Source organism: Exiguobacterium oxidotolerans JCM 12280 (genome assembly GCF_000702625.1).
Lineage (GTDB): Bacteria > Bacillota > Bacilli > Exiguobacteriales > Exiguobacteriaceae > Exiguobacterium_A > Exiguobacterium_A oxidotolerans.
On the sequence record NZ_JNIS01000001.1, the window covers coordinates 2,192,321 to 2,211,803 of the forward strand.

Sequence of the window (19,483 nt, forward strand, 5' to 3'; positions counted from 1 at the left end):
GAGGAGGGATGATAAATGGCATCAGGCAATAAGAAAAAACTAAAACGCGGACTGGATTTCTGGATGTTCGTAGGACCGGTTTTTTTGGTTTTCGCGGTCATTGTTCTTGTTCCATTTTTTAATGGCGTTATGTATTCATTCACGGATTGGAACGGGATTACAGGTGAACTGAATTGGATTGGTTTTGACAATTATGTTCGATTGTTTACGAGTGATGAACAGTTCCAACAATCATTTTGGTTAACGACGCGCTATACAATTGTTGCTGTTGTCTTGACCAATCTAGTTGGATTCATCCTGGCATTTTTATTAACACAAAACATTCGAACTCGTAATTTTTTACGAACGATTTTCTTCATGCCGAACTTGATTGGTGGATTGATTCTTGGGTTCATCTGGCAGTTTATTTATGTAAAAGGTTTTTCTTCGATTGGCGAGTTAACGGGTTGGAGTCTTTTTGAATTACCATGGCTCGGAGATGCCCGAACAGGTTTTTGGGGAATCGTCATCGTCTCGATTTGGCAAGGTGGCGGGTACATCATGGTCATCTATATTGCTGCGTTACAAAATGTACCGCAAGAATTGGTTGAAGCGGCAAAAATTGATGGAGCGAATCGCTTATCGACACTGCGTAATATTACGATTCCATTGATCATGCCGTCGGTGACGATTTGCTTATTCTTAACGATTTCCTGGTCATTCAAACTGTTCGATACGAACTTATCGTTAACAAATGGTGGACCTTTTAAATCGACAGAAATGTTGGCGCTCAATATTTACAAAGAGTCCTTTACGAATAACAACTTAGGACTCGGTTCGGCGAAGGCTGTCATCTTCTTTGTAATTGTTGCGGCAATCACAGTCACACAGGTCTACTTGACGAAGAAACGGGAGGTGGAAGCATGAGTACGGCCCAACCTTTACCAACAGCAGATGAACAAACACCAAAACATAAACCGAAAAAAAAGAGTCGCTATTCACTCCGTTTAGGGATAGTTGAAATTGCGGCGCTCATCATGGGATTGCTCTATATGATTCCCTTTTACTATGTGCTGTCGAATTCGTTTAAGTCGCGCGGGGACATCTTTACGAACACATCCGGTCTTCCGAAAGAGTGGATGGCTTCAAACTATGTCGATGCCTGGGAAGCGATGAACTTCGGAAGAGTGTTCTTGAATTCCGTCATCATCACGGTCGGTGCCAATGCAATCATCGTTATTTTCTGTTCGATGGCGGCATGGAAACTCGTTCGGACGAAAACACGCTTGTCGACGATTATTTTCTTTTTGTTCGTCGCAGCGATGATCATTCCGTTCCAATCGATCATGATTCCGTTATCGAAGTTATCGGGTCAGCTCGGTTTGCAAAATAGTTACTGGGGCTTAATCTTGATGTATCTCGGCTTTGGATCCGGGTTATCGATTTTCTTGTATCATGGCTTCATGAAATCGATTCCGGAAGAAATCGAAGAAGCGGCAATTATTGATGGTTGCTCACAGTGGGGTGTCTTTTGGCGGATCGTCTTCCCACTTCTCAAGCCGATCACGGTCACAATCATCATTTTGAATACGCTTTGGATTTGGAATGACTTTTTGTTACCATCGTTGATGTTACGTGATATTGATTTACGGACGATTCCACTAGCGACATTTTATTTCTTCGGTCAGTACACGAAACAATGGGACTTGGCGCTTGCTGGACTCGTGCTTGGTATCATCCCGTTGTTGCTCTTCTTCTTCGCGATGCAAAAACAAATCATTCAAGGAATTACGAGTGGTTCCATCAAATAATTTGTGAAAGCGCGTTCTCGCTTCTGCGGGAACGCTTTTGCTTGATAAACTTAATCAGACTAGTCAGACAATTTTATTTTTTTTGAAAAAAAAGCTTTTCAAAATGAGACAGCATAGTGTACGATAATCTCAATTCAATTGTAACAACGACGTTGAAGGGAAGAGTAACACCTTGTAAAACCGCATTAGCGAGCTGGGGACGGTGAGAGCCCAGTCGGAATCAAGATGTGAAGAACATCCCGGAGTCGCTACCCGAACACGAGAGTCAGTAGGCGTAGCCGGAGTTGCCTGTCCGTTATCATATGGCCGAAGATTGAGATGATGATTGATCATCAGTCTTTTGAGTGAACAGCTATTGCTGTTAACATGGGTGGTACCGCGGAACCGAGTCTTTCGTCCCATATTCTTGGGAGAGAAGGGCTCTTTTTTATGGCTTCTTTTTCAAACACACAATTGAGGAGGAAGAATACCATGACAACACTCGTATCGATGAAACAGACACAGGAAGCCATTACACTCGTAAAAAAACGCTTTGAGGATCAGTTCGCTCAAACACTCGGATTGACACGTGTAGAAGCACCTTTATTCGTAGAAAGCACGTTAGGTGTCAACGACCACTTGAACGGAACGGAGCGTGTCATTCGCTTCGACGCGATCGATCATCAAGTAGAACTCGAAATCGTTCAGTCACTCGCGAAGTGGAAACGCCAAGCGTTGCACACCTATGGGTTTGCAGAAGGCGAAGGGCTATATACATTGATGCATGCGATCCGTCGGGACGAAGTACTCGACGCGACACATTCGATTCATGTGGACCAATGGGACTGGGAACGGATCATCTCAAAAGAAGCCCGGACAATCGAATCATTAAAGACAACGGTCTTATCCATCTATGAAACGATTCGCCAAGTTGAATTAGAAGTGGAAGAGCAGTTCGGAATCGAAGCGACATTACCGAAGACGATTCACTTCATGACGACACAAGAGCTTGAAGATGCTTATCCAACCCTTTCGACGAAAGAACGCGAGACGGAAGTGACAAAAGAATACGGTGCGGTATTCTTGATGCAAATCGGCGGTGCGTTGGCATCCGGCGAAAAACATGACGGACGAGCGGCTGACTATGATGACTGGTCATTAAACGGCGATATCTTAGTCCATCACCCAGAAATTGGTGCCTTCGAATTATCTTCGATGGGGATTCGCGTCGATCGGGCGGCACTTCTGTCTCAAATCGAGATGACAGGGGAACACGACAAATTAGAGTTTCCTTTCCATCAAGGCGTTCTTTCAGAGACATTGCCTTTGACGATGGGTGGAGGAATCGGACAGTCACGGATGGCGATGTTCTTATTAAAGAAACGTCACATCGGAGAAGTTCAAGCGTCCGTCTGGTCTGAAGCGACACGTCGTTCGTACCGCGAACAAGGGATCCATCTCTTATAAACGACTGAATGTATTATATAGAAGAAATGAAAATGAGACCTCGCAAACGTGAGGTCTCATTTTTAATTCAAATAAGTTCATAAGACCTTAGACGGAGGAAAGACGTGTCGAATTGACGTATAATGGGGATAATAAGTAATAAGAAAGAGGTGAAGACATGTCTGCTCTACTCATTACAGGTCTCGTATTTGCGCTATTATTCGTCTTATTCCTTTGGTTCAACATCAAAGGGTTACGTACCATGTGGCGCGATTACAATGAAACCGGTTCGATGGTTGCTCTTGGTTTCTTTATTGTTGGTATCATTGGTATTTTCACAGGTGTCTGGACGACACTTGTCGTCATTATTTACTACTTCCTCCGCCCAACGCGAGGTTAAAAGAGGAGGGGTCATGTGTTAGAATGGTTATTCGCAGCCGGAGAATCGAATCTCTGGCTCTTTTTAGGAATTATGATTCTCGGGTTAGGGACGGAATTGATTCCGGCAGAAGTCGGGTTACCGTTGCTTGGTCTATATGTCTCAAACGGAACACTCGGTTGGACGACGGCAGTAGCAATCGGCTTCTTCGGCAGCCTGATGGGAGCGACATTGTTCTATATCTTAGGTCGTTACGCCGGACGACCATTACTCGTCCGTTACGGGAAATGGTTATTAATTAAAGAACGGGAAATCGATCAAGGGGAACGAATTGTTTCGAAATACGGAACGTGGTCAGCACTATTTGGTCGTTTCTTTCCGGTCGTCCGATCGGTCGTCTCGATTCCCTGTGGACTATTTAATCTTTCCTTCAAGCGTTATATCCTTGCTTCGAGTGTCGGATTATTTCCGGTCTCGTTCTTCTACATTTGGTTAGGAGAAAAATTTGGGGTAGCACGTGCAGAGTCGATGTTAAAAGCACTTGAAAAAGAACTGTGGTGGATTCTCGGGATTATCATCATCGGAATCGTCGGCTACATTATTTATCGTCGAAAAACGAAAAAAGGAGAATCGTAAACACGATTCTCCTTTTTATTATGACGTTTTAGGGAACAGGAAGCGTTTTAACGTTTTGATCCGGTGTTTCGGTGTCAGCAACAACAGTTGATCATTTCCTTCGAATACCGTATCGCCACGTGGCGTAACGATTTGGTCATCCCGGATGATTGCCGTAATCAAAAATTCTTGCGGGAGTTGAATATCTGAAATCATTTTTCCGATGAACGGATGGTGACGCGGAATCGTTAATTCAATGATTTCAGCGTTTGGTTTTCCAATCGACATAAACTCGATGACGGTTTGAATGGTTGATGAGCCCGTTTCGTTTAAGTGTAAGCGGTCAGCCAAGACACTTAACAAACTCCCTTGAATCAATGTCGAGAGTAGCACGGTGAAGAAGACGATATTGAAAATCATCGAGGCATTATCAATGCCTGCAACAAGTGGATAAGTTGCGAGAATGATTGGGACGGCTCCTTTTAATCCCGCAAATGAAATGAAAACTTTTTCACGCCAACTGTACTTAAACGGCCATAAGCTTAACCAAACAGACAGGGGGCGAGCGACGAAAATCAAAATCAAGGCTAGCGCAATAGATGAAAGAATGACTTGCGGATCTAGCAATTGTTTAGGAAAGACGAGTAGACCGAGGACGATGAACATCCCGATTTGTGCCAAGTGCGCCATGCTCATCGTGAAACGGACGAGTGTCTGCCGATAAACAAGTTCATGGTTGCTGATGTAAATGGCAGTGACATAGACAGCTAAGAATCCGCTTGCTGAAAAGGCAGAAGCGATGCCGAATGATAGGAAACCAAATGACATCAAGAGAATCGGATAAAAACTAGAAGAACTTAAATCGATTCGATTGATTACGGCGGAAGCAATCCAGCCAATTGCGAGTCCGAGCAATAAGCCGATCATCATTTCCCACGTGAGAGAAAACAAGCCGCTTAAAAGAGACGCCTCTTGCGGATTAGTGACGAACTCAAGAAAGAGGACCGTCAAGAAAACAGCCATCGGGTCGTTCGTCCCTGATTCCACTTCAAGTGTTGATCCGACTTTTCGCCGGACGGATTGACCACTCAGGACAGAAAAAATTGCCGCAGCATCCGTCGAGCCGACGATAGCACCAAGCAAAAATGAGTTTGGCCAGTTAAAGCCAAGAATATAGTGGGAAGCAACAGCAACGACAGTCGTTGCGATGAACACACCGAATGTAGCGAGGGATAAAGATGGGGCGAGTTCCTGCTTAACATCTTTCCAGACGGTTTGAAGACCCCCTTCAAAGAGAATGACGATTAATGCAATCGTTCCGAATAGTTGCGCCAGTTCAGCATCATCGAAACGAATGAATCCCGTCACGTCACTACCGGCAATCATCCCTAAAGAAATGAAAATAAGTAAAGCCGGTATATTAAAGCGGCTGGATAATTTTGTTGTCCAGACAGCGATGAACAACAAGGAACCAATCAATAAAATGATCGAAGGTAAGGACATTGCATCAAACTCCTTTGTTAAAATTTAATTCTAACTTCATTATACACTAATCCCGAGTTTTTTTGTCGGATAACGACTGTTCAATATTTTCCACCACACCCGACAAAATTATCTATCTTATTTGGTAGCGTTTTCATTTATTGTAAAAGCGTAGCACGATTATCAACTCGAAATCAGGGAGGTATCCGAATGCGTAAACGTAAATGGGCAACAGTACCAGTCGTCACTACGGCAATGGTCGTCGCATTAGCAGCATGTGGTGGTGGGACGCTAAATAGCGACGATTCTAAGGACAGTGATTCTTCCAAAGGTGGAAAGACGCTTAATGTATTCCAGTTTAAAGCGGAGATTGCGAAAGACATGGAACAAATGGCGAAAGAGTACGAAAAGGAAACAGGCACGAAGGTCGTCGTTCAAACAGTTGGTGGTGGATCGGATTATGGTGCAGCCTTGAAGTCACAGTTCGCGTCGGGAAATGAACCGGATGTTTTCAATAATGGTGGTTTTGCTGAAGCAAAAACGTGGCAAGATAAACTTGAAGATTTATCAGACGAGGAGTGGGTCAGTGACTTAACGGATCTTTCGAAAGAACCGATGACGATTGATGGAAAATTATATGGTATGCCGATGAACCTAGAAGGTTACGGTTTTATCTATAATAAAGAAATCTTCAAAAAAGCCGGTATTACAGAACTGCCGAAAACGTTGACAGAGCTGACGGATGCCTCTAAAAAACTTAAAGCGGATGGTGTGACACCGTTCTCGATTGGATATGGCGAGTGGTGGGTCCTCGGAAATCACCTCTTGAACATTCCGATGGCGCAACAAGATGATCCGGATCAGTTCATTGCAGATTTAAACGCAGGAAAAGGGAAATTCGAGGACAACAAACAGTTTAAAGAATTTATTGATCTCTTTGACTTAACGATTGAATATGGGAATAAAAATCCGTTGACGACAGACTACAATACACAAGTCACGCAGTTTGCTGAAGGGAAAACAGCGATGATTCAGCAAGGGAACTGGGCGCAACAGTTGATCACGGATGTGAACCCGGACATCGAAATGGGCTTCATCCCGATGCCGATTAACGACGATAAAGAAAAAATGGACCGTCTTCCAGTTGGTGTCCCAAATAACTGGGTCGTCAATAAAAACTCGAAGAATAAAGAAGAAGGTAAGAAGTTCCTCGAGTGGATGGCGACATCGGATACAGGAAAAGACTACATGGTCAATAAATTTAAGTTCATTCCGGCCTTTAAATCTATCGAAGCGACGGACTTAGGGCCGCTTGCAGAAGATATTCAAGCTTACTCGAAAGAGGGCAAAACAATCTCATGGAACTGGTTCAAATATCCGGATGGTGCTGTAAATGAATACGGAGCGATCATGCAAGCCTATATCGGTAAACAAAAAACGTCAGAAGAGATGTTACAGGACTTCACGAAGACATGGATGAAAATGAAAAAATAAGCAGTAGCTACAGCAATCTCAGACTAGCAGTTTATATGGTGGGGACCGACACGAAAAACTCCTCTTTCCTATCGAATTAATGATAGGGAAGAGGAGTTTTTTGTGTCTTATAAGAAAAATAACTGGATAAAGAACAAGATGGCAAATAGATAGATTAAGGAGTGGACCCGTTGCTTTTGTACGGCTTTCATAATCGGGTAGACGATGAAACCAAAAGCAATCCCCGTCGCGATGCTTCCTGAGAGCGGCATGATGACGATAATAACGAAGGCGGTGAATGCTTCACTGAAGTCTTCCCATTCAATTTGTTTAATGTTTTGGAGCATCAATGCACCAACAAGAATCAAGGCCGGTGCCGTGATGGAAGGAACACCTGAAATCGCTTGGACGACTGGACCGAAAATCGCTGCGAGCGCAAAGAGCAGACCGACTGTGACCGAAGTTAATCCTGTTCGTCCTCCAGCAGCAACACCGGAAGCAGATTCGACGTAAGCTGTCGTCGGGCTTGTTCCGAACATCGAACCAACCACCATTGCCGTTGAATCAGATAATAAAGCACGATCACTATTTTTAAGTGAACCGTCCTTCTCAATCAGTCCGGCCTGTTCACCGACGGCGACCATCGTACCTGTCGTATCAAACATCGTCACGAGAACAAATGAGAGAACACCACCAAACAGTCCATATTGCAAGACGTCTTGAATCGCTGTGAGTGGATTTACGACTAACAATCCTTCAGGTAACGTCGGTAAAGCTATGAGTGTACTTGAAAACTTCAGGTCACCGATGATGAAAGCGAGCACGGCGGCTAAAATCATGGCATATAGTAAACCACCAGGAACACGTTTGACTGTTAAGATAGCAGCTGTCATTAAACCAATGAGTGTAATGATGGCTTCTGGTGAAGACAGTGAGCCAATCGTAATCAACGTCGCCTCATCTGCGACAAGAATGCCTGACATCTTCAGTCCAAGTGAGGCGATGAACAGTCCGATTCCTCCTGTGATGGCAAGTTTGAGTGTTTGAGGAATGACCTCGATTAACTTTGTCCGGATTGGAGAAAGTGACAGGAGCAAAAAGATGATCCCGGAAACGAACACAACAGATAGTGCTGTTTGGTAAGGGATTTTCTCTCCAACGACAAGCGTATACGTAAAGTAAGCATTTAATCCCATACCGGGTGCAACGGCGATGGGGAGATTCGCATATAATCCCATTAAAAGCGTTCCGACGAGTGTCGCGATAATGGTCGCAGAAAATGCTTGTGCTTGCGGAATACCAGCGTCAGCTAAAATCGTTGGATTGACAACTAAAATATAGGCCATCGTGATGAACGTAATGAACCCGGCTTGGATTTCACGTTTCACGGTCGTATTATGGGCAGAAAGCTTAAACATAAATAGAGAACCACCTTCGATGAGTTTAATTAAAAAACGAACATTAACGATACTATACGATTATTCATTCGGAATCAAGGATTATTTTTTGAGTATATTATGCATAACTTGATGTAGGAACCATCGGAAGCGTTAAAAGGAAGTGGATGTAAGCGGATACAGTTATGCTATACTATTTACTAGAAGAAAAAGGGTGGAAGGTGGCAAAATGAAGAGCATCCGGACGCGTCTTATATTACTTGTAGCCCTCGCTATCTTGGTTCCGACAACACTTGCTACAACTGCTTCTTATATATATGTGCGTCAGCAAAACATTGCAGAAGCCGAGCGTTTGAGTTTAAGCGCTCTCCAACGCGGAAATAGTCAAATCAGTCATTATATGGAAGATGTGAAACGGTTATCAACAAGTCTCTACGCTAATCGTTCATTGATGAATATTATGAATGCTGGTGCCGATGCTGAGCTTGGTGAGTCAGATAGTGTCGTCGCTCGTTCCTTACTCGGTCTCTTTTTATCAAGACAGGATGTTGAACAAATTCATTTTGTGATTTTAAAAGGGTACTCGGAATACTCTGTCTATAATATGAAGACTTCCGGTCGTGGCAAATTTGATTGGTTACAAGAGACTGATTATTTTCGATTGATGAAACAAGAAAATGGTTGGTTGATCGACCCGGAACATGTGATTACAGCGTATAATTCTCGGACGATGATTCTTGATGAAAAAAAAGTCGTCAGTTTTCGTTACCGGATTGATCGCGTCGAAACGAGTGAACCCATCGGCTTTTTGTCAGTAGATATTCCAGTTCGGGTATTTGAACAACAACTACAGCTGTTTGAAAATTCGCCAGACGAATCATTATGGTTAATGAATGGGAATCACTTAATCGCGAAGACAGGAACGACACTACCGGTGACGAATGAAGAAATGACAGGAACAAGTGGGAGCATGCACGTCGGTAGCTCGTTCATCGTGTATGTGAAGACGGAAAAGCAAGGCGTGCCGATTACACTGATCAAGAAAATTCCTTATGCTTCTGTCATCAAGGGAGCAAATGAAACGGCAATCATTTTATTGGTGATTGGTTTAGTGTCACTCCTATTAATGATTATGGCGGCAAGTCTCGTCGCACTCGAAATTACAAAACCAATCAAACAATTGACGGCAAATGTCTGGCGGGTCGAGCAAGGAGACCTCTCCACACGTTTTGTCGCGACGACGAACGATGAAATCGGTTTATTGAATCGCCAGTTTCAAAGAATGGTGCACCGGATGGATCGTTTGATCAAACGAGAATACCGGTTAGCCCTTGAAAATCGGACGAACGAGCTACGTGCCTTGCAATCACAGCTCAATCCACACTTCTTATTTAATGCGCTCCAATCGATTGGAACGACGACGTTGCAAGGTGACCGGAAAGTCGCCTACCGTTCGATCACCGGTCTTTCACAAATGATGCGTTATTCGATGAACAATGAACAAACGATTGTCACATTAAAGCAAGAAGTCGATCATCTTCAAGGGTACATGCGTTTACAACAACAGCGGTTTCCCGAAAAATTTCGTTATATCGTCGATGTCCCGTGGCACATGAATCCGATTGAAGTACCAAAGATGATTTTGCAACCGTTCGCCGAGAATTACTTCAAGCATGCCTTTCGTCAGCAAAGTGATGCGTCAGAAAATTACTTAGCATATAAAATCAGAACGGATGGGGACCAATTGATCATCCATGTCGAAAACAGCGGCCCAGTCATGTCTGAAATGGAACTCGAAACGATTGATCAAAACATGCGGGCACATCGCGTTCCAGAAGACCGTCAAACATCCGGCATCGGGTTACACAACATCAACGAACGGCTGCAAATTTTTTATGGTGAACGCGCAAGCATGGTGCTTCAATCTCCAAAAGAAGGTGGATTCAGAATCATTATTCGAATTCCAATCGAACAGGAGGAATTATGATGAATGTACTAATCGTTGACGACGAGCAACATGTGCGTGATGCGGTGAAGTTACTCGGAGAATGGGATGATTGGAAGGTATCACGGATTTTTGAAGCGGAAGATGGAGCGGCTGCGAAAAAAATCCTCGATGAAGAAAAAATCGACTTAATGCTGACGGATGTCGAAATGCCAGGATTAGATGGGTTAAGTTTGTTAGAATGGACAAAGAATCACCAGCCAAAGGTCGTCACGATCGTGTTGACAGGGTATGATGATTATACGTATATGCGTCGTGCGATTTTACATCAATCGTTTGATTACTTATTAAAACCGATCGATCCCGATGTTTTAAATGATGCGCTCTCCCGCGCGATGGGACTGATTTGCCCGGTTCAAGAGCAAGGAGAGGCGATTGATCAAATTGCGAAGTATATCGAGACACATTATGCGGAAGAGTTAACACTCCAACTCATGAGTGAACGCTTCTATTTGAGCCGAGAGTATATATCAAGGCGCTTTAAACAGCGCTTTTCGGTCAACTTATCGGATTATATCCAAACGATTCGTTTAAACCGGGCAAAAGAGTTACTCGGGGAGACGGATGCCCGTATTTATGAGATTGCCGTTGAAGTCGGGTATCAGGATGATAAATATTTCCGAAAAGTATTTAAGAAGCAATTCGGCATGACACCAAATGAGTTCAGAGAGTTGTTATCGATTTAGTTCAATATCAAGGAGGAATCGTACATGAGCGTACACATTAATGCAGCAGAAGGTCAAATCGCAGAAACCGTTTTACTTCCGGGAGATCCACTTCGCGCGAAGTATATCGCCGAAACATTTTTAGAGGACGTTGTTCTTTATAATGAAGTACGTGGAATGTATGGCTTCACAGGAACATACAAAGGGAAAAAAGTATCTGTTCAAGGAACAGGTATGGGTGTTCCTTCAATGTCAATTTACGCGAATGAACTCGTTCAATCGTATGGTGCAAAAAACTTGATCCGTGTCGGTACTGCGGGCGGGATTACACCAGATGTAAAAGTCCGTGACGTCGTCATCGCGATGAGTGCTTCACACGACATGGCTCAAAATCGCGTCCGTTTCAATGGATTAGATTATGCACCGACAGCTTCATTCGAGTTATTGCATAAAGCGTACACAATGGCACAAGAACATGGAATCGACGCAAAAGTTGGTCAAGTCTTCACGACGGATCAATTTTATCAAGATGATTTCCACCACTTCAAAAAATGGGCAGACTTCGGTTGCCTCGCAATCGAGATGGAAGCAGCAGGACTCTACACACTCGCTGCAAAACATAAAGTCAACGCCTTGACGATTTTAACGATTTCAGATCATCTCTTAACGGGAGAAGAAACAACGTCTGAAGAACGTCAAACGACGTTTAATGACATGATGAAAGTTGCGCTTGAAACAGCGATTCAACTGTAATCGGTCCCGTGAAATAAAATCATGCGGATGGTACAATCACTGTTTGCATGAAACAAATACAGCAGGACTCGCGTTCACTAACGAATTCGGGTCCTGCTTTTTTGTCTAAGCACAAAGAAGAAGGAGCATCCGATTGAATCATTGCTCATTCGCTATGATAGAATGAGGAAAAGATACCCTAGACCATGAGGAGGAACGAAAGATGGAATCGACGATGATTGAATCAACTATTTCGAACCTAGTTCAAACGCAACGTAATTTCTTTAAGACAGGTGCGACGCGAAGTGTTGCGTTTCGTCTAAGTATGTTGACGTTTTTAAAGCAAGCGATTGAAACGCATGAGGAAGCAATTTATGAGGCATTAAAAACGGACTTGAACAAAGGACGACAAGATGCGTTTACGACTGAAATCGGATTTGTCTACGGTGAACTTGCGCGGATGGAGAAGAAACTTCGCCGTCTCGCTAAACCAAAACGAGTTGGGACACCGTTGCTACATATCGGTTCAAAAAGTGACATCCATTATGAACCATATGGAAATGTGCTCGTCATCGCCCCGTGGAACTATCCTTTCCAACTCGCTGTGGCACCAATCATCGGGGCGATTGCAGCCGGAAATACGGTGGTCTTGAAACCGTCAGAACTAACGCCGAACGTTTCGCGTGTTCTCCGTGAAGTCTTTGAAACGGCATTCCACGAACGGTTTGGAGTTGTCATCGAGGGGGATGCAGATGTCAGTTCAGCTGTCCTTGAAGAGAAGTTTGATTATATCTTCTTTACGGGGTCAACGCGTGTTGGAAAAATCGTCCATCAAGCAGCGGCAAAACATTTGACGCCTGTCACACTTGAACTCGGCGGGAAGTCTCCGACGATCGTTCACCGTGATGCGAACTTAAAGCTTGCCGCAAAACGGATTGCTTGGGGCAAATGGTTAAATGCCGGACAGACGTGTATCGCCCCGGACTATGTCTTCGTTCATGAAGACGTCCGCGAGGAATTTTTACGCTTGATTGAAAAGGAAGCCTTTGCCCAGTATGGGAATGGTGTTGGTGTGAATTCATACGTCAAGATTGTTTCGGACAGTCATTTGGAGCGATTGAGTAGTTACTTGCCCCAAGGTGAAATTTTATTTGGCGGTCAAGTCGATGCAGCGACGAGAAAGATGGCACCAACTGTCATGACGGACGTTGATCCAGAAAGTCCGCTGATGCAAGAAGAAATCTTTGGACCGATTCTTCCAGTCTATTCATATCGTGAAGTGGAAGAGGTCATCCGCTTCATCAATGGCCGTGATAAGCCGTTAGCGCTCTATCTCTTCACAGAGAGCGAAGCCGTTCAGCACCGAGTGCTCGACCGTGTGTCATTTGGTGGTGGGTGTATCAATGATACGTTGATGCATGTTGCGCAACATAACTTGCCATTTGGTGGCGTCGGTGGAAGTGGTATGGGGGGTTATCACGGCAAATTCAGCTTTGAGACGTTCAGCCATCGTAAAGGTGTCGTCAAGAATACGACGAAATTCGATTTGCCGTTCCGCTACATGCGCTCGAATACAGATTCAAAATGGATGCGTTATTTATTATAAATGGAACTTTAACGGTGCCAAGAGTAAATCCAAGTGGTCTACTCTCGGCTTTTTTTGTTTATTTAATTTGTGAAATAGTGAACAAAGTTTGACAATCTTTTGAAAAAACGCTATTTTCCCTTGTGATGTTCTATACTGAAGGCAGAAGCTACGGAAAGGAGAATGCGAGATGCTTACTTGTGGGACGACAGAGGCCAATACGTTCGTGTTGTCGAACGAGACACGTGAATTACTTGAAGAGTTCATGACAGAGGTACCTTTTAAAAAAGATTCAATCGTCTGTTGGGAAGGGGAAATGAACGATAAACTTTTTTATGTGAAACAAGGTGGTGTAAAACTATCAAAGCTCACGAAAAAAGGTAGCCCGCTAATGATGTTCTTATATTTCAAAGGTGACTTGTTTGGTGAATTCGATGTCGGAGAAGCATTTCCAAGCTCCTATAGTGTCGAAACGATGGAGGACAGTGTCATTGGCTTCATCTCGAAAGCGACACTCGAAGATTTGATGAAAAAAGATGGAACATTCGCATTGGATATCATGCGCTGGCAAGCATTGATGCGAAAACAAACGGAAACGAAGCTACGTGACCTTTTATTGTTCGGGAAACAAGGGGCACTCGCTTCGACACTCTTACGACTAATCGCAATGGACGGAAAAAAAGTCGATGACGATTACGTGATTTCGAAGCGACCGTCGGATACTGAACTCGGTCAGTTGATTGGGGCACCACGTGAAACGGTCAACCGGATGTTTTCGCAGTGGAAAAAAGACAATGTCATTTCGATGACGACGACTAAAATCATCGTTCATGATGCGAACTATTTACGCGATCTTTGCCACTGTGAAGGGTGTCCTGTCGGTGTCTGCCGGATTTAAGCTTTACTTGAGCGTTAGCTTATGGAGCCATGCGTTGGAGCTGACTTAAAAATTGCTTCAAAATCATCCTTTTGATGGAACCGCAACACGTTAAACTGCATAAGAGCGTATCAACAGTCTAGAATCACATTCTTTTTGAATGTGGTCCTTCAGGCTGTAGACAACGTGCTATCGGGAGATCAAGCGTCTTTTTTCGTTGCTTTCCTCGGGCGAGGCGCAAGCCGTTGCTCCTTGATCCTCACGGACAACGAGCAGGGTCTTGCCTGCCTCTGAAAGTGTGTTAAAAACGCACTTTTTCCCGTAGGAGTCAACGAAATATGACGCTTTTTATAGGAATACCGTGACGGAAAGCCTGGCATGCAGACGGTTTAGCACGCGATTCGTCTCGAATCGCTTAGAACCGCGGAAAAGCAATCGGTCGCGACCCTGCAGCTTTGCTGTAGCGGCGCGGAAGATTGTCGCTTTGAAGACGAGGCGAGACAGGGAAGCGCGAACGGATTGCCTCTCGTTATCGCATGTTCAGCTTCATAATAGTTTGTCCACACGCTGTAGGATCACATTCTTTTTGAATGCGGTCCTTTTTGGTGTCGCACAAACAGTAGCGGTTCAAAATATGTTCAGTACGTAACAAGTTGTGAACTTTATGTGTGTTTTGTAAAAGAAAAGCGCGAAATCGTCACAATTGGTGTGACGTTTATCACATATTACGAAGGGTGTCTTTTTCTAAAATAAAGGTAGGTTAAGTTATCGATTCAAAGACGGAAAGGAGATGCGAATCATGCGTCAGAAATCAGATACAGAACTGAAGGGAACGTTTATCGCTGTATTTATCGTTGCCGGAGTCATCATCGGAATGTGGGGATCAATCTTTTTATTGTTCACTTCAAGATAAGGGGGAATCAGGGTGCATATTCATCGTTTAGAAAAAATATGGTTAGTGTTCGGCTGTATCATGTTGGCAGTCTTTTTAATCATCATTGGCGTATCGGCGTTCGCTTCTGATAATCAACCACCGTCGGATGCGACATTGATTGACCCGACGCAAGTTGATCAGACGAAGCCGTTTGATAAACCAGGTCTGAAAAAAATTGACGACAACAAGTACGAAGCCGTCATGGTCTCACAAGCTTTCCAGTTCACACCGCAAGACATGACTATCAAAAAAGGCGCGACCGTCGATTTTCTCGTGACGTCGAAAGATGTCGTCCATGGGTTTGAAATCGTCAAGACGAACGTCAATATGATGGTCGTTCCCGGACATATCAATTCAATTGAGTACACATTCAAAGAAGCTGGCGAATATTTGATTGTCTGTAATGAATATTGTGGATCGGCGCATCACATGATGTCGACTAAAATTAAGGTGGTGGAATAAATGAACGCAATTTCGAAAAAGTTAATGGAGTTTGAGATGGAGCGGGGAATGCCTGCAGGAGAGATTGGATTGAAAGAAGCAAAACTTGGATTTGCCTACGTCAGTTTTTCACTTGTGGCGTTACTGATCGGTGGACTATGCGGTCTACTACAGACACTCGTCCGGACGGGAGTCATTCCAGAAATTGCTGGAGTCGGATATTATGAATTGCTGACGGCTCACGGATTAATGCTTGCGATTGTCTTTACGACATTATTTATATTCGGACTTTTATTTTCATTTTTAGGACAGTCGTTCGGGCGTTTTGAAGAATTTCCGAGACGCTTAGGCTGGGTTGGATTTTGGTTGATGATCATTGGTGTCCTCCTTGTCACATGGATGGTGTTAGCAGGTGAAGCATCCGTTCTCTACACATTTTATGCCCCACTAAAAGCTCATCCTGTTTTTTATATCGGACTCGTAATCTTCGTTGTTGGAACATGGGTTTCTTCTGCCGCAATGTTCCGGATGTATGCGGATTACAAACGAGAGCATAAGGGAATCCACCCGCCGCTCCAAGCCTACATGAGTATCATGACGGCTTTGTTGTGGGTCATTGCCACGCTAGGTGTCGCAGCAACGATTCTCTTTCAACTCTTGCCGTTGTCACTCGGTTGGACAGATAAGGTCGGGATCGAATTATCCCGGACATTATTTTGGTATTTTGGCCATCCGCTCGTCTATTTCTGGTTATTGCCAGCGTATATCGTTTGGTATACGGTCATTCCAAAGGTTGTTGGTGGTAAGATTTTTTCAGATGCCTTAGCACGGATGTCGTTTTTATTGTTCTTGTTATTCTCGTTCCCTGTTGGTTTTCACCATCAGTTGCTCGAACCCGGTATTTCAGCATTTTGGAAGTACATCCAAGTCGTCTTGACGTTCCTTGTCATCATTCCTTCATTGATGACGGCATTCTCGATGTTTGCGACATTCGAACTAGCAGGTCGTCGTCAAGGCGCGACCGGACTATTTGGGTGGATTAAGAAAATGCCGTACCGGGATGTCCGCTTTCTTGCACCGTTCGTCGGCATGTTATTCTTCATCCCGGCTGGAGCCGGTGGTGTCGTCAATGCTTCCCACCAATTGAATATCGTCGTGCATAACACTTTATGGGTGACAGGTCACTTCCATATCACAGTCGGAGCTGCCGTGGCGTTGACGTTCTTTGGAACCGCCTATTGGCTCGTTCCATTACTACGGGGACGGACCTTAACAAAACGGATTAATACAATTGGTCTGATCCAGACGGCGACGTGGACGATTGGTATGCTCTTTATGTCGACTGCGATGCATATTTCAGGTTTGCTCGGTAATCCAAGACGGACGGGTCCTGCGGCATACTTCAAAGATTCGCTCGTCGCAGACTGGATTCCGTATCACGTTGCGATGGCAATTGGTGGTACGATTCTCTTTATTTCAATTCTCTTGTTCTTGTTTGCGATGTTCCAACTGGCCTTCCGGACACCAAAAGGAATTACTGAATTCCCGGTCGCAGAAACAGAAGAAGCAGCGATGCAGACGCCACTCTTTTTTGAGAACTGGAAACTTTGGATTTTCGTGACGTTTGCTTTGATTGCTTTTGCTTACACAGTACCGATTTGGCACATGATTGACAATGCCCCTCCTGGAGCACCGGGGTGGAAACTCTGGTAAAGGACTGAGTAAGTCACACCGAAAAGTGCTATCGGGAGATAAGCGTCTTTATTCGTTGCTTTCCTCGGGCGAGGCGCAAGCCGTTGCTCCTTGATCCTACCGGACAACGAGCAGGGTCTTGCCTGCCTCTGAATGAACTGCTCCCCGTCAAGTAGACAGGTCAAATAATATAAATTTTTTAAACGGCTTGAGCCCTGAATTCCAGCGGACTTAAGCCGTTTAATCGTTTTTGATACCGCAGCTCATTATAAAATCGAATGTAGCGTCGGATTGCATCGTGGAGTTCATCGAACTCCTCGAATGTATGAAGATAGTAGCTTTCACACTTTAGCGCTCCCCAAAAAGATTCGATTGGACCATTATCGATGCATTTACCGGCACGGGACATGCTTTGTGTGATCCCAGCTTGTTGAGTCATATGATGAAAGGCATTTGACGTATATTGAAACCCACGGTCACTATGAAGAAGAGGGAAGCTACCAGGATCATCATCCAAGGCGAGTTTTAGCGTATCGAAGACGAGCTGACTGTTATTCGAACGACTTAGCACAAATGAACGAATTGATCCATCATACAAATCGAGAATTGCACTTAAATAAGCCTTTTTTGAGGTGCCGTATTTGAATTCCGTGATATCTGTTAACCATTTCTGATTCGGTTTTTCCGCATGGAATTCACGATTCAGAAGATTTTCTGCCGTTTGTCCGGGTATGGTTCTCATATATTTCGGTCGTGTTCGACGAATGACGCAACGAATGCCGGCGATTCGCATCAAGCGACGAACCCGTTTATGATTAACCGTTCTGTTAAATTGGCGATCTAGATTCAAGACCATTCGTTCACATCCATAGACTCCATCTACCGACTCATGAATAGATGTCAGCTCTTCAATGATCATGATGTTCTCTTCTTCGCGTACCGTCGGTACACGATTTAACCATTTATAATAGGCAGCACGGGATACGTCCGCAAAACGACAGAGGGCGACAATCGAATAGCCGAACTGGTCCGCCAACGATTGTATAGCCTTGTACTTATCCAAATTTCGGACTTGGTCTAACCTCTCCCCCTTTCGAACTCCTCTAGCTTTTTTAAGAACTCATTTTCCATTCGAAGAAGCTCGTTCTCTTGCTCAATCTTTTTCATCTCGATGGAGAGGCGTTCCACGTCCGTCAGTTCCTCAAACGGTTTCGTACGTCCACGGCTATCCATCAGTCCGTCAATCCCATTCTTTTCATACTTTTGAACCCACTTGTAGATTTGTTGGTAGGAGACCCGGTGGGTCTTCGCAGTTTCTTTATACTTCTTTCCATTTTTAAGACAGTCGCTGACTATACTAACGCGTTCTTCGAATGTCGTGATTCTTCCTCTGGTCATAGCGAATCGCTCCTTTAGTAGTGTGTCTTCACTACGACCATTATAGTTTGAAATCCAACGTCTGAGTACGCTTGCACTGGAGATGTTTAATTTTATGATGACGTCCATGACGGGCTCACCTTTTTCTAGCACGTCGCGTACGGCTCGCTCTTTAAACTCATTGGAATACTTCGTGCATACCGACCGTTTCTCCAAAGCTGAGATACCGCCTTGACGATACATCTGTCTCCATCTGAGTAGGGTCGATTGTGTGACCCCGAAGAGTCTTGCGACTTCCCACAACGTGGACACTCCTTCTTCATAAGTTTGGATGGCATATAGTTTTTCACTAGCGGAACGCTTGAATTTGGACATAGAAAAAAGCTCCTTTCAAAAGTAAACAGTTTTTCTTATTTCAACTGTCTACTTTTTGGGGAGCATATCAGAACGTGCGTTAAAAACGCACTTTTCCCGTAGGAGTCAACGAAACGTGACGCTTTTTAGGTAGTATCGTGACGGAAAGCCGGGCATGCAGACGGTTTAGAGCGCAATCGGTCTTGAATCGCTTAGAACCGCGAACGGATTGCTTCTCGATATCGCCTGTTCACTCTTCA

18 protein-coding genes and 1 other annotated feature are annotated in these 19,483 nt (G+C 44.3%); of the genes, 14 read left to right on the forward strand and 4 right to left on the reverse strand.

The window, feature by feature from the left end; all coding sequences use genetic code 11:
- The first annotated feature begins 15 nt into the window (after positions 1 to 15).
- From P403_RS0111100 to P403_RS0111120, 5 genes are all read left to right on the forward strand, one after another.
- Complete coding sequence (locus P403_RS0111100) at positions 16 to 906, forward strand: carbohydrate ABC transporter permease (protein WP_029332707.1); 891 nt, start codon at positions 16 to 18, stop codon at positions 904 to 906.
- Positions 903 to 1,790 (forward strand): carbohydrate ABC transporter permease, encoded by an 888-nt coding sequence (locus P403_RS0111105; RefSeq protein ID WP_029332708.1) that lies wholly within the window; start codon positions 903 to 905, stop codon positions 1,788 to 1,790. The genes P403_RS0111100 and P403_RS0111105 overlap by 4 nt, the downstream gene beginning before the upstream one ends.
- Before the next feature lie 143 nt (positions 1,791 to 1,933).
- Positions 1,934 to 2,194: a binding site (T-box leader), on the forward strand.
- A gap of 67 nt (positions 2,195 to 2,261) precedes the next feature.
- Entirely contained in the window at positions 2,262 to 3,236 is a 975-nt protein-coding gene (asnA, locus tag P403_RS0111110; protein WP_029332709.1) for an aspartate--ammonia ligase, read from the forward strand.
- Positions 3,237 to 3,393: 157 nt separating this feature from the next.
- Positions 3,394 to 3,615 carry a hypothetical protein gene (locus P403_RS0111115; RefSeq protein WP_029332710.1) on the forward strand — a complete coding sequence of 74 codons (222 nt, stop codon included), beginning with the start codon at positions 3,394 to 3,396 and terminating at the stop codon, positions 3,613 to 3,615.
- A 15-nt stretch (positions 3,616 to 3,630) separates the two neighbouring features.
- Positions 3,631 to 4,230, forward strand: coding sequence for a DedA family protein (locus tag P403_RS0111120; protein ID WP_029332711.1), 600 nt, complete (start codon positions 3,631 to 3,633; stop codon positions 4,228 to 4,230).
- An 18-nt stretch (positions 4,231 to 4,248) separates the two neighbouring features.
- On the opposite strand, the gene P403_RS0111125 is transcribed toward P403_RS0111120, so the two are convergent.
- Positions 4,249 to 5,712 (reverse strand): potassium/proton antiporter, encoded by a 1,464-nt coding sequence (locus tag P403_RS0111125; RefSeq protein WP_029332712.1) that lies wholly within the window; start codon positions 5,710 to 5,712, stop codon positions 4,249 to 4,251.
- A gap of 189 nt (positions 5,713 to 5,901) precedes the next feature.
- Here P403_RS0111125 and P403_RS0111130 point away from each other — a divergent pair, with 189 nt between their 5' ends.
- A complete protein-coding gene (locus P403_RS0111130) occupies positions 5,902 to 7,185 on the forward strand; it encodes an ABC transporter substrate-binding protein (RefSeq protein ID WP_029332713.1) in 1,284 nt (427 codons plus the stop codon).
- A gap of 107 nt (positions 7,186 to 7,292) precedes the next feature.
- On the opposite strand, the gene P403_RS0111135 is transcribed toward P403_RS0111130, so the two are convergent.
- Positions 7,293 to 8,582 carry an NCS2 family permease gene (locus tag P403_RS0111135; protein WP_029332714.1) on the reverse strand — a complete coding sequence of 430 codons (1,290 nt, stop codon included), beginning with the start codon at positions 8,580 to 8,582 and terminating at the stop codon, positions 7,293 to 7,295.
- 208 nt (positions 8,583 to 8,790) lie between these two features.
- Here P403_RS0111135 and P403_RS0111140 point away from each other — a divergent pair, with 208 nt between their 5' ends.
- The 8 genes from P403_RS0111140 to P403_RS0111175 all read left to right on the forward strand — a co-directional run bounded on the left by P403_RS0111140 (position 8,791) and on the right by P403_RS0111175 (position 17,513).
- On the forward strand, positions 8,791 to 10,548 hold the full coding sequence (locus P403_RS0111140) for a sensor histidine kinase (RefSeq protein ID WP_029332715.1): 1,758 nt from the start codon (positions 8,791 to 8,793) through the stop codon (positions 10,546 to 10,548).
- A complete protein-coding gene (locus tag P403_RS0111145; RefSeq protein WP_034801170.1) occupies positions 10,548 to 11,252 on the forward strand; it encodes a response regulator transcription factor in 705 nt (234 codons plus the stop codon). The genes P403_RS0111140 and P403_RS0111145 overlap by 1 nt, the downstream gene beginning before the upstream one ends.
- A 24-nt stretch (positions 11,253 to 11,276) precedes the next feature.
- Positions 11,277 to 11,984, forward strand: a complete 708-nt coding sequence (deoD, locus tag P403_RS0111150; RefSeq protein WP_029332717.1) for a purine-nucleoside phosphorylase — start codon at positions 11,277 to 11,279, stop codon at positions 11,982 to 11,984.
- Between the two features lie 202 nt (positions 11,985 to 12,186).
- On the forward strand, positions 12,187 to 13,569 hold the full coding sequence (locus P403_RS0111155; protein WP_029332718.1) for an aldehyde dehydrogenase: 1,383 nt from the start codon (positions 12,187 to 12,189) through the stop codon (positions 13,567 to 13,569).
- A gap of 169 nt (positions 13,570 to 13,738) precedes the next feature.
- Positions 13,739 to 14,446 (forward strand): Crp/Fnr family transcriptional regulator, encoded by a 708-nt coding sequence (locus P403_RS0111160; protein ID WP_029332719.1) that lies wholly within the window; start codon positions 13,739 to 13,741, stop codon positions 14,444 to 14,446.
- A 778-nt stretch (positions 14,447 to 15,224) separates the two neighbouring features.
- Positions 15,225 to 15,338 (forward strand): cytochrome C oxidase subunit II, encoded by a 114-nt coding sequence (locus tag P403_RS16515; protein WP_152638917.1) that lies wholly within the window; start codon positions 15,225 to 15,227, stop codon positions 15,336 to 15,338.
- Between the two features lie 12 nt (positions 15,339 to 15,350).
- A complete protein-coding gene (locus tag P403_RS0111170; RefSeq protein ID WP_029332720.1) occupies positions 15,351 to 15,821 on the forward strand; it encodes a cytochrome c oxidase subunit II in 471 nt (156 codons plus the stop codon).
- The gene (locus P403_RS0111175; RefSeq protein WP_034801177.1) at positions 15,822 to 17,513 is read left to right on the forward strand and encodes a b(o/a)3-type cytochrome-c oxidase subunit 1; all 1,692 of its coding nucleotides are present in this window, start codon (positions 15,822 to 15,824) and stop codon (positions 17,511 to 17,513) included.
- A 178-nt stretch (positions 17,514 to 17,691) separates the two neighbouring features.
- On the opposite strand, the gene P403_RS16870 is transcribed toward P403_RS0111175, so the two are convergent.
- Together P403_RS16870 and P403_RS16875 are read right to left on the reverse strand one after the other, a co-directional pair.
- Complete coding sequence (locus P403_RS16870; RefSeq protein ID WP_235195150.1) at positions 17,692 to 18,555, reverse strand: IS3 family transposase; 864 nt, start codon at positions 18,553 to 18,555, stop codon at positions 17,692 to 17,694.
- A gap of 14 nt (positions 18,556 to 18,569) precedes the next feature.
- Complete coding sequence (locus tag P403_RS16875) at positions 18,570 to 19,244, reverse strand: helix-turn-helix domain-containing protein (RefSeq protein WP_029330182.1); 675 nt, start codon at positions 19,242 to 19,244, stop codon at positions 18,570 to 18,572.
- Positions 19,245 to 19,483: the final 239 nt, after the last annotated feature.

Excerpts from the sequence above, each read along its gene's own strand:
- P403_RS0111100 (WP_029332707.1), top strand. The coding sequence starts at position 16 with ATGGCATCAGGCAATAAGAAAAAACTAAAACGCGGACTGGATTTCTGG.
- P403_RS0111105 (WP_029332708.1), top strand. The coding sequence starts at position 903 with ATGAGTACGGCCCAACCTTTACCAACAGCAGATGAACAAACACCAAAA.
- asnA (WP_029332709.1), top strand. The coding sequence starts at position 2,262 with ATGACAACACTCGTATCGATGAAACAGACACAGGAAGCCATTACACTC.
- P403_RS0111115 (WP_029332710.1), top strand. The coding sequence starts at position 3,394 with ATGTCTGCTCTACTCATTACAGGTCTCGTATTTGCGCTATTATTCGTC.
- P403_RS0111125 (WP_029332712.1), bottom strand. The coding sequence starts at position 5,712 with ATGTCCTTACCTTCGATCATTTTATTGATTGGTTCCTTGTTGTTCATC.
- P403_RS0111130 (WP_029332713.1), top strand. The coding sequence starts at position 5,902 with ATGCGTAAACGTAAATGGGCAACAGTACCAGTCGTCACTACGGCAATG.
- P403_RS0111135 (WP_029332714.1), bottom strand. The coding sequence starts at position 8,582 with ATGTTTAAGCTTTCTGCCCATAATACGACCGTGAAACGTGAAATCCAA.
- P403_RS0111140 (WP_029332715.1), top strand. The coding sequence starts at position 8,791 with ATGAAGAGCATCCGGACGCGTCTTATATTACTTGTAGCCCTCGCTATC.
- P403_RS0111145 (WP_034801170.1), top strand. The coding sequence starts at position 10,548 with ATGAATGTACTAATCGTTGACGACGAGCAACATGTGCGTGATGCGGTG.
- deoD (WP_029332717.1), top strand. The coding sequence starts at position 11,277 with ATGAGCGTACACATTAATGCAGCAGAAGGTCAAATCGCAGAAACCGTT.
- P403_RS0111155 (WP_029332718.1), top strand. The coding sequence starts at position 12,187 with ATGGAATCGACGATGATTGAATCAACTATTTCGAACCTAGTTCAAACG.
- P403_RS0111160 (WP_029332719.1), top strand. The coding sequence starts at position 13,739 with ATGCTTACTTGTGGGACGACAGAGGCCAATACGTTCGTGTTGTCGAAC.
- P403_RS16515 (WP_152638917.1), top strand. The coding sequence starts at position 15,225 with ATGCGTCAGAAATCAGATACAGAACTGAAGGGAACGTTTATCGCTGTA.
- P403_RS0111175 (WP_034801177.1), top strand. The coding sequence starts at position 15,822 with ATGAACGCAATTTCGAAAAAGTTAATGGAGTTTGAGATGGAGCGGGGA.
- P403_RS16875 (WP_029330182.1), bottom strand. The coding sequence starts at position 19,244 with ATGTCCAAATTCAAGCGTTCCGCTAGTGAAAAACTATATGCCATCCAA.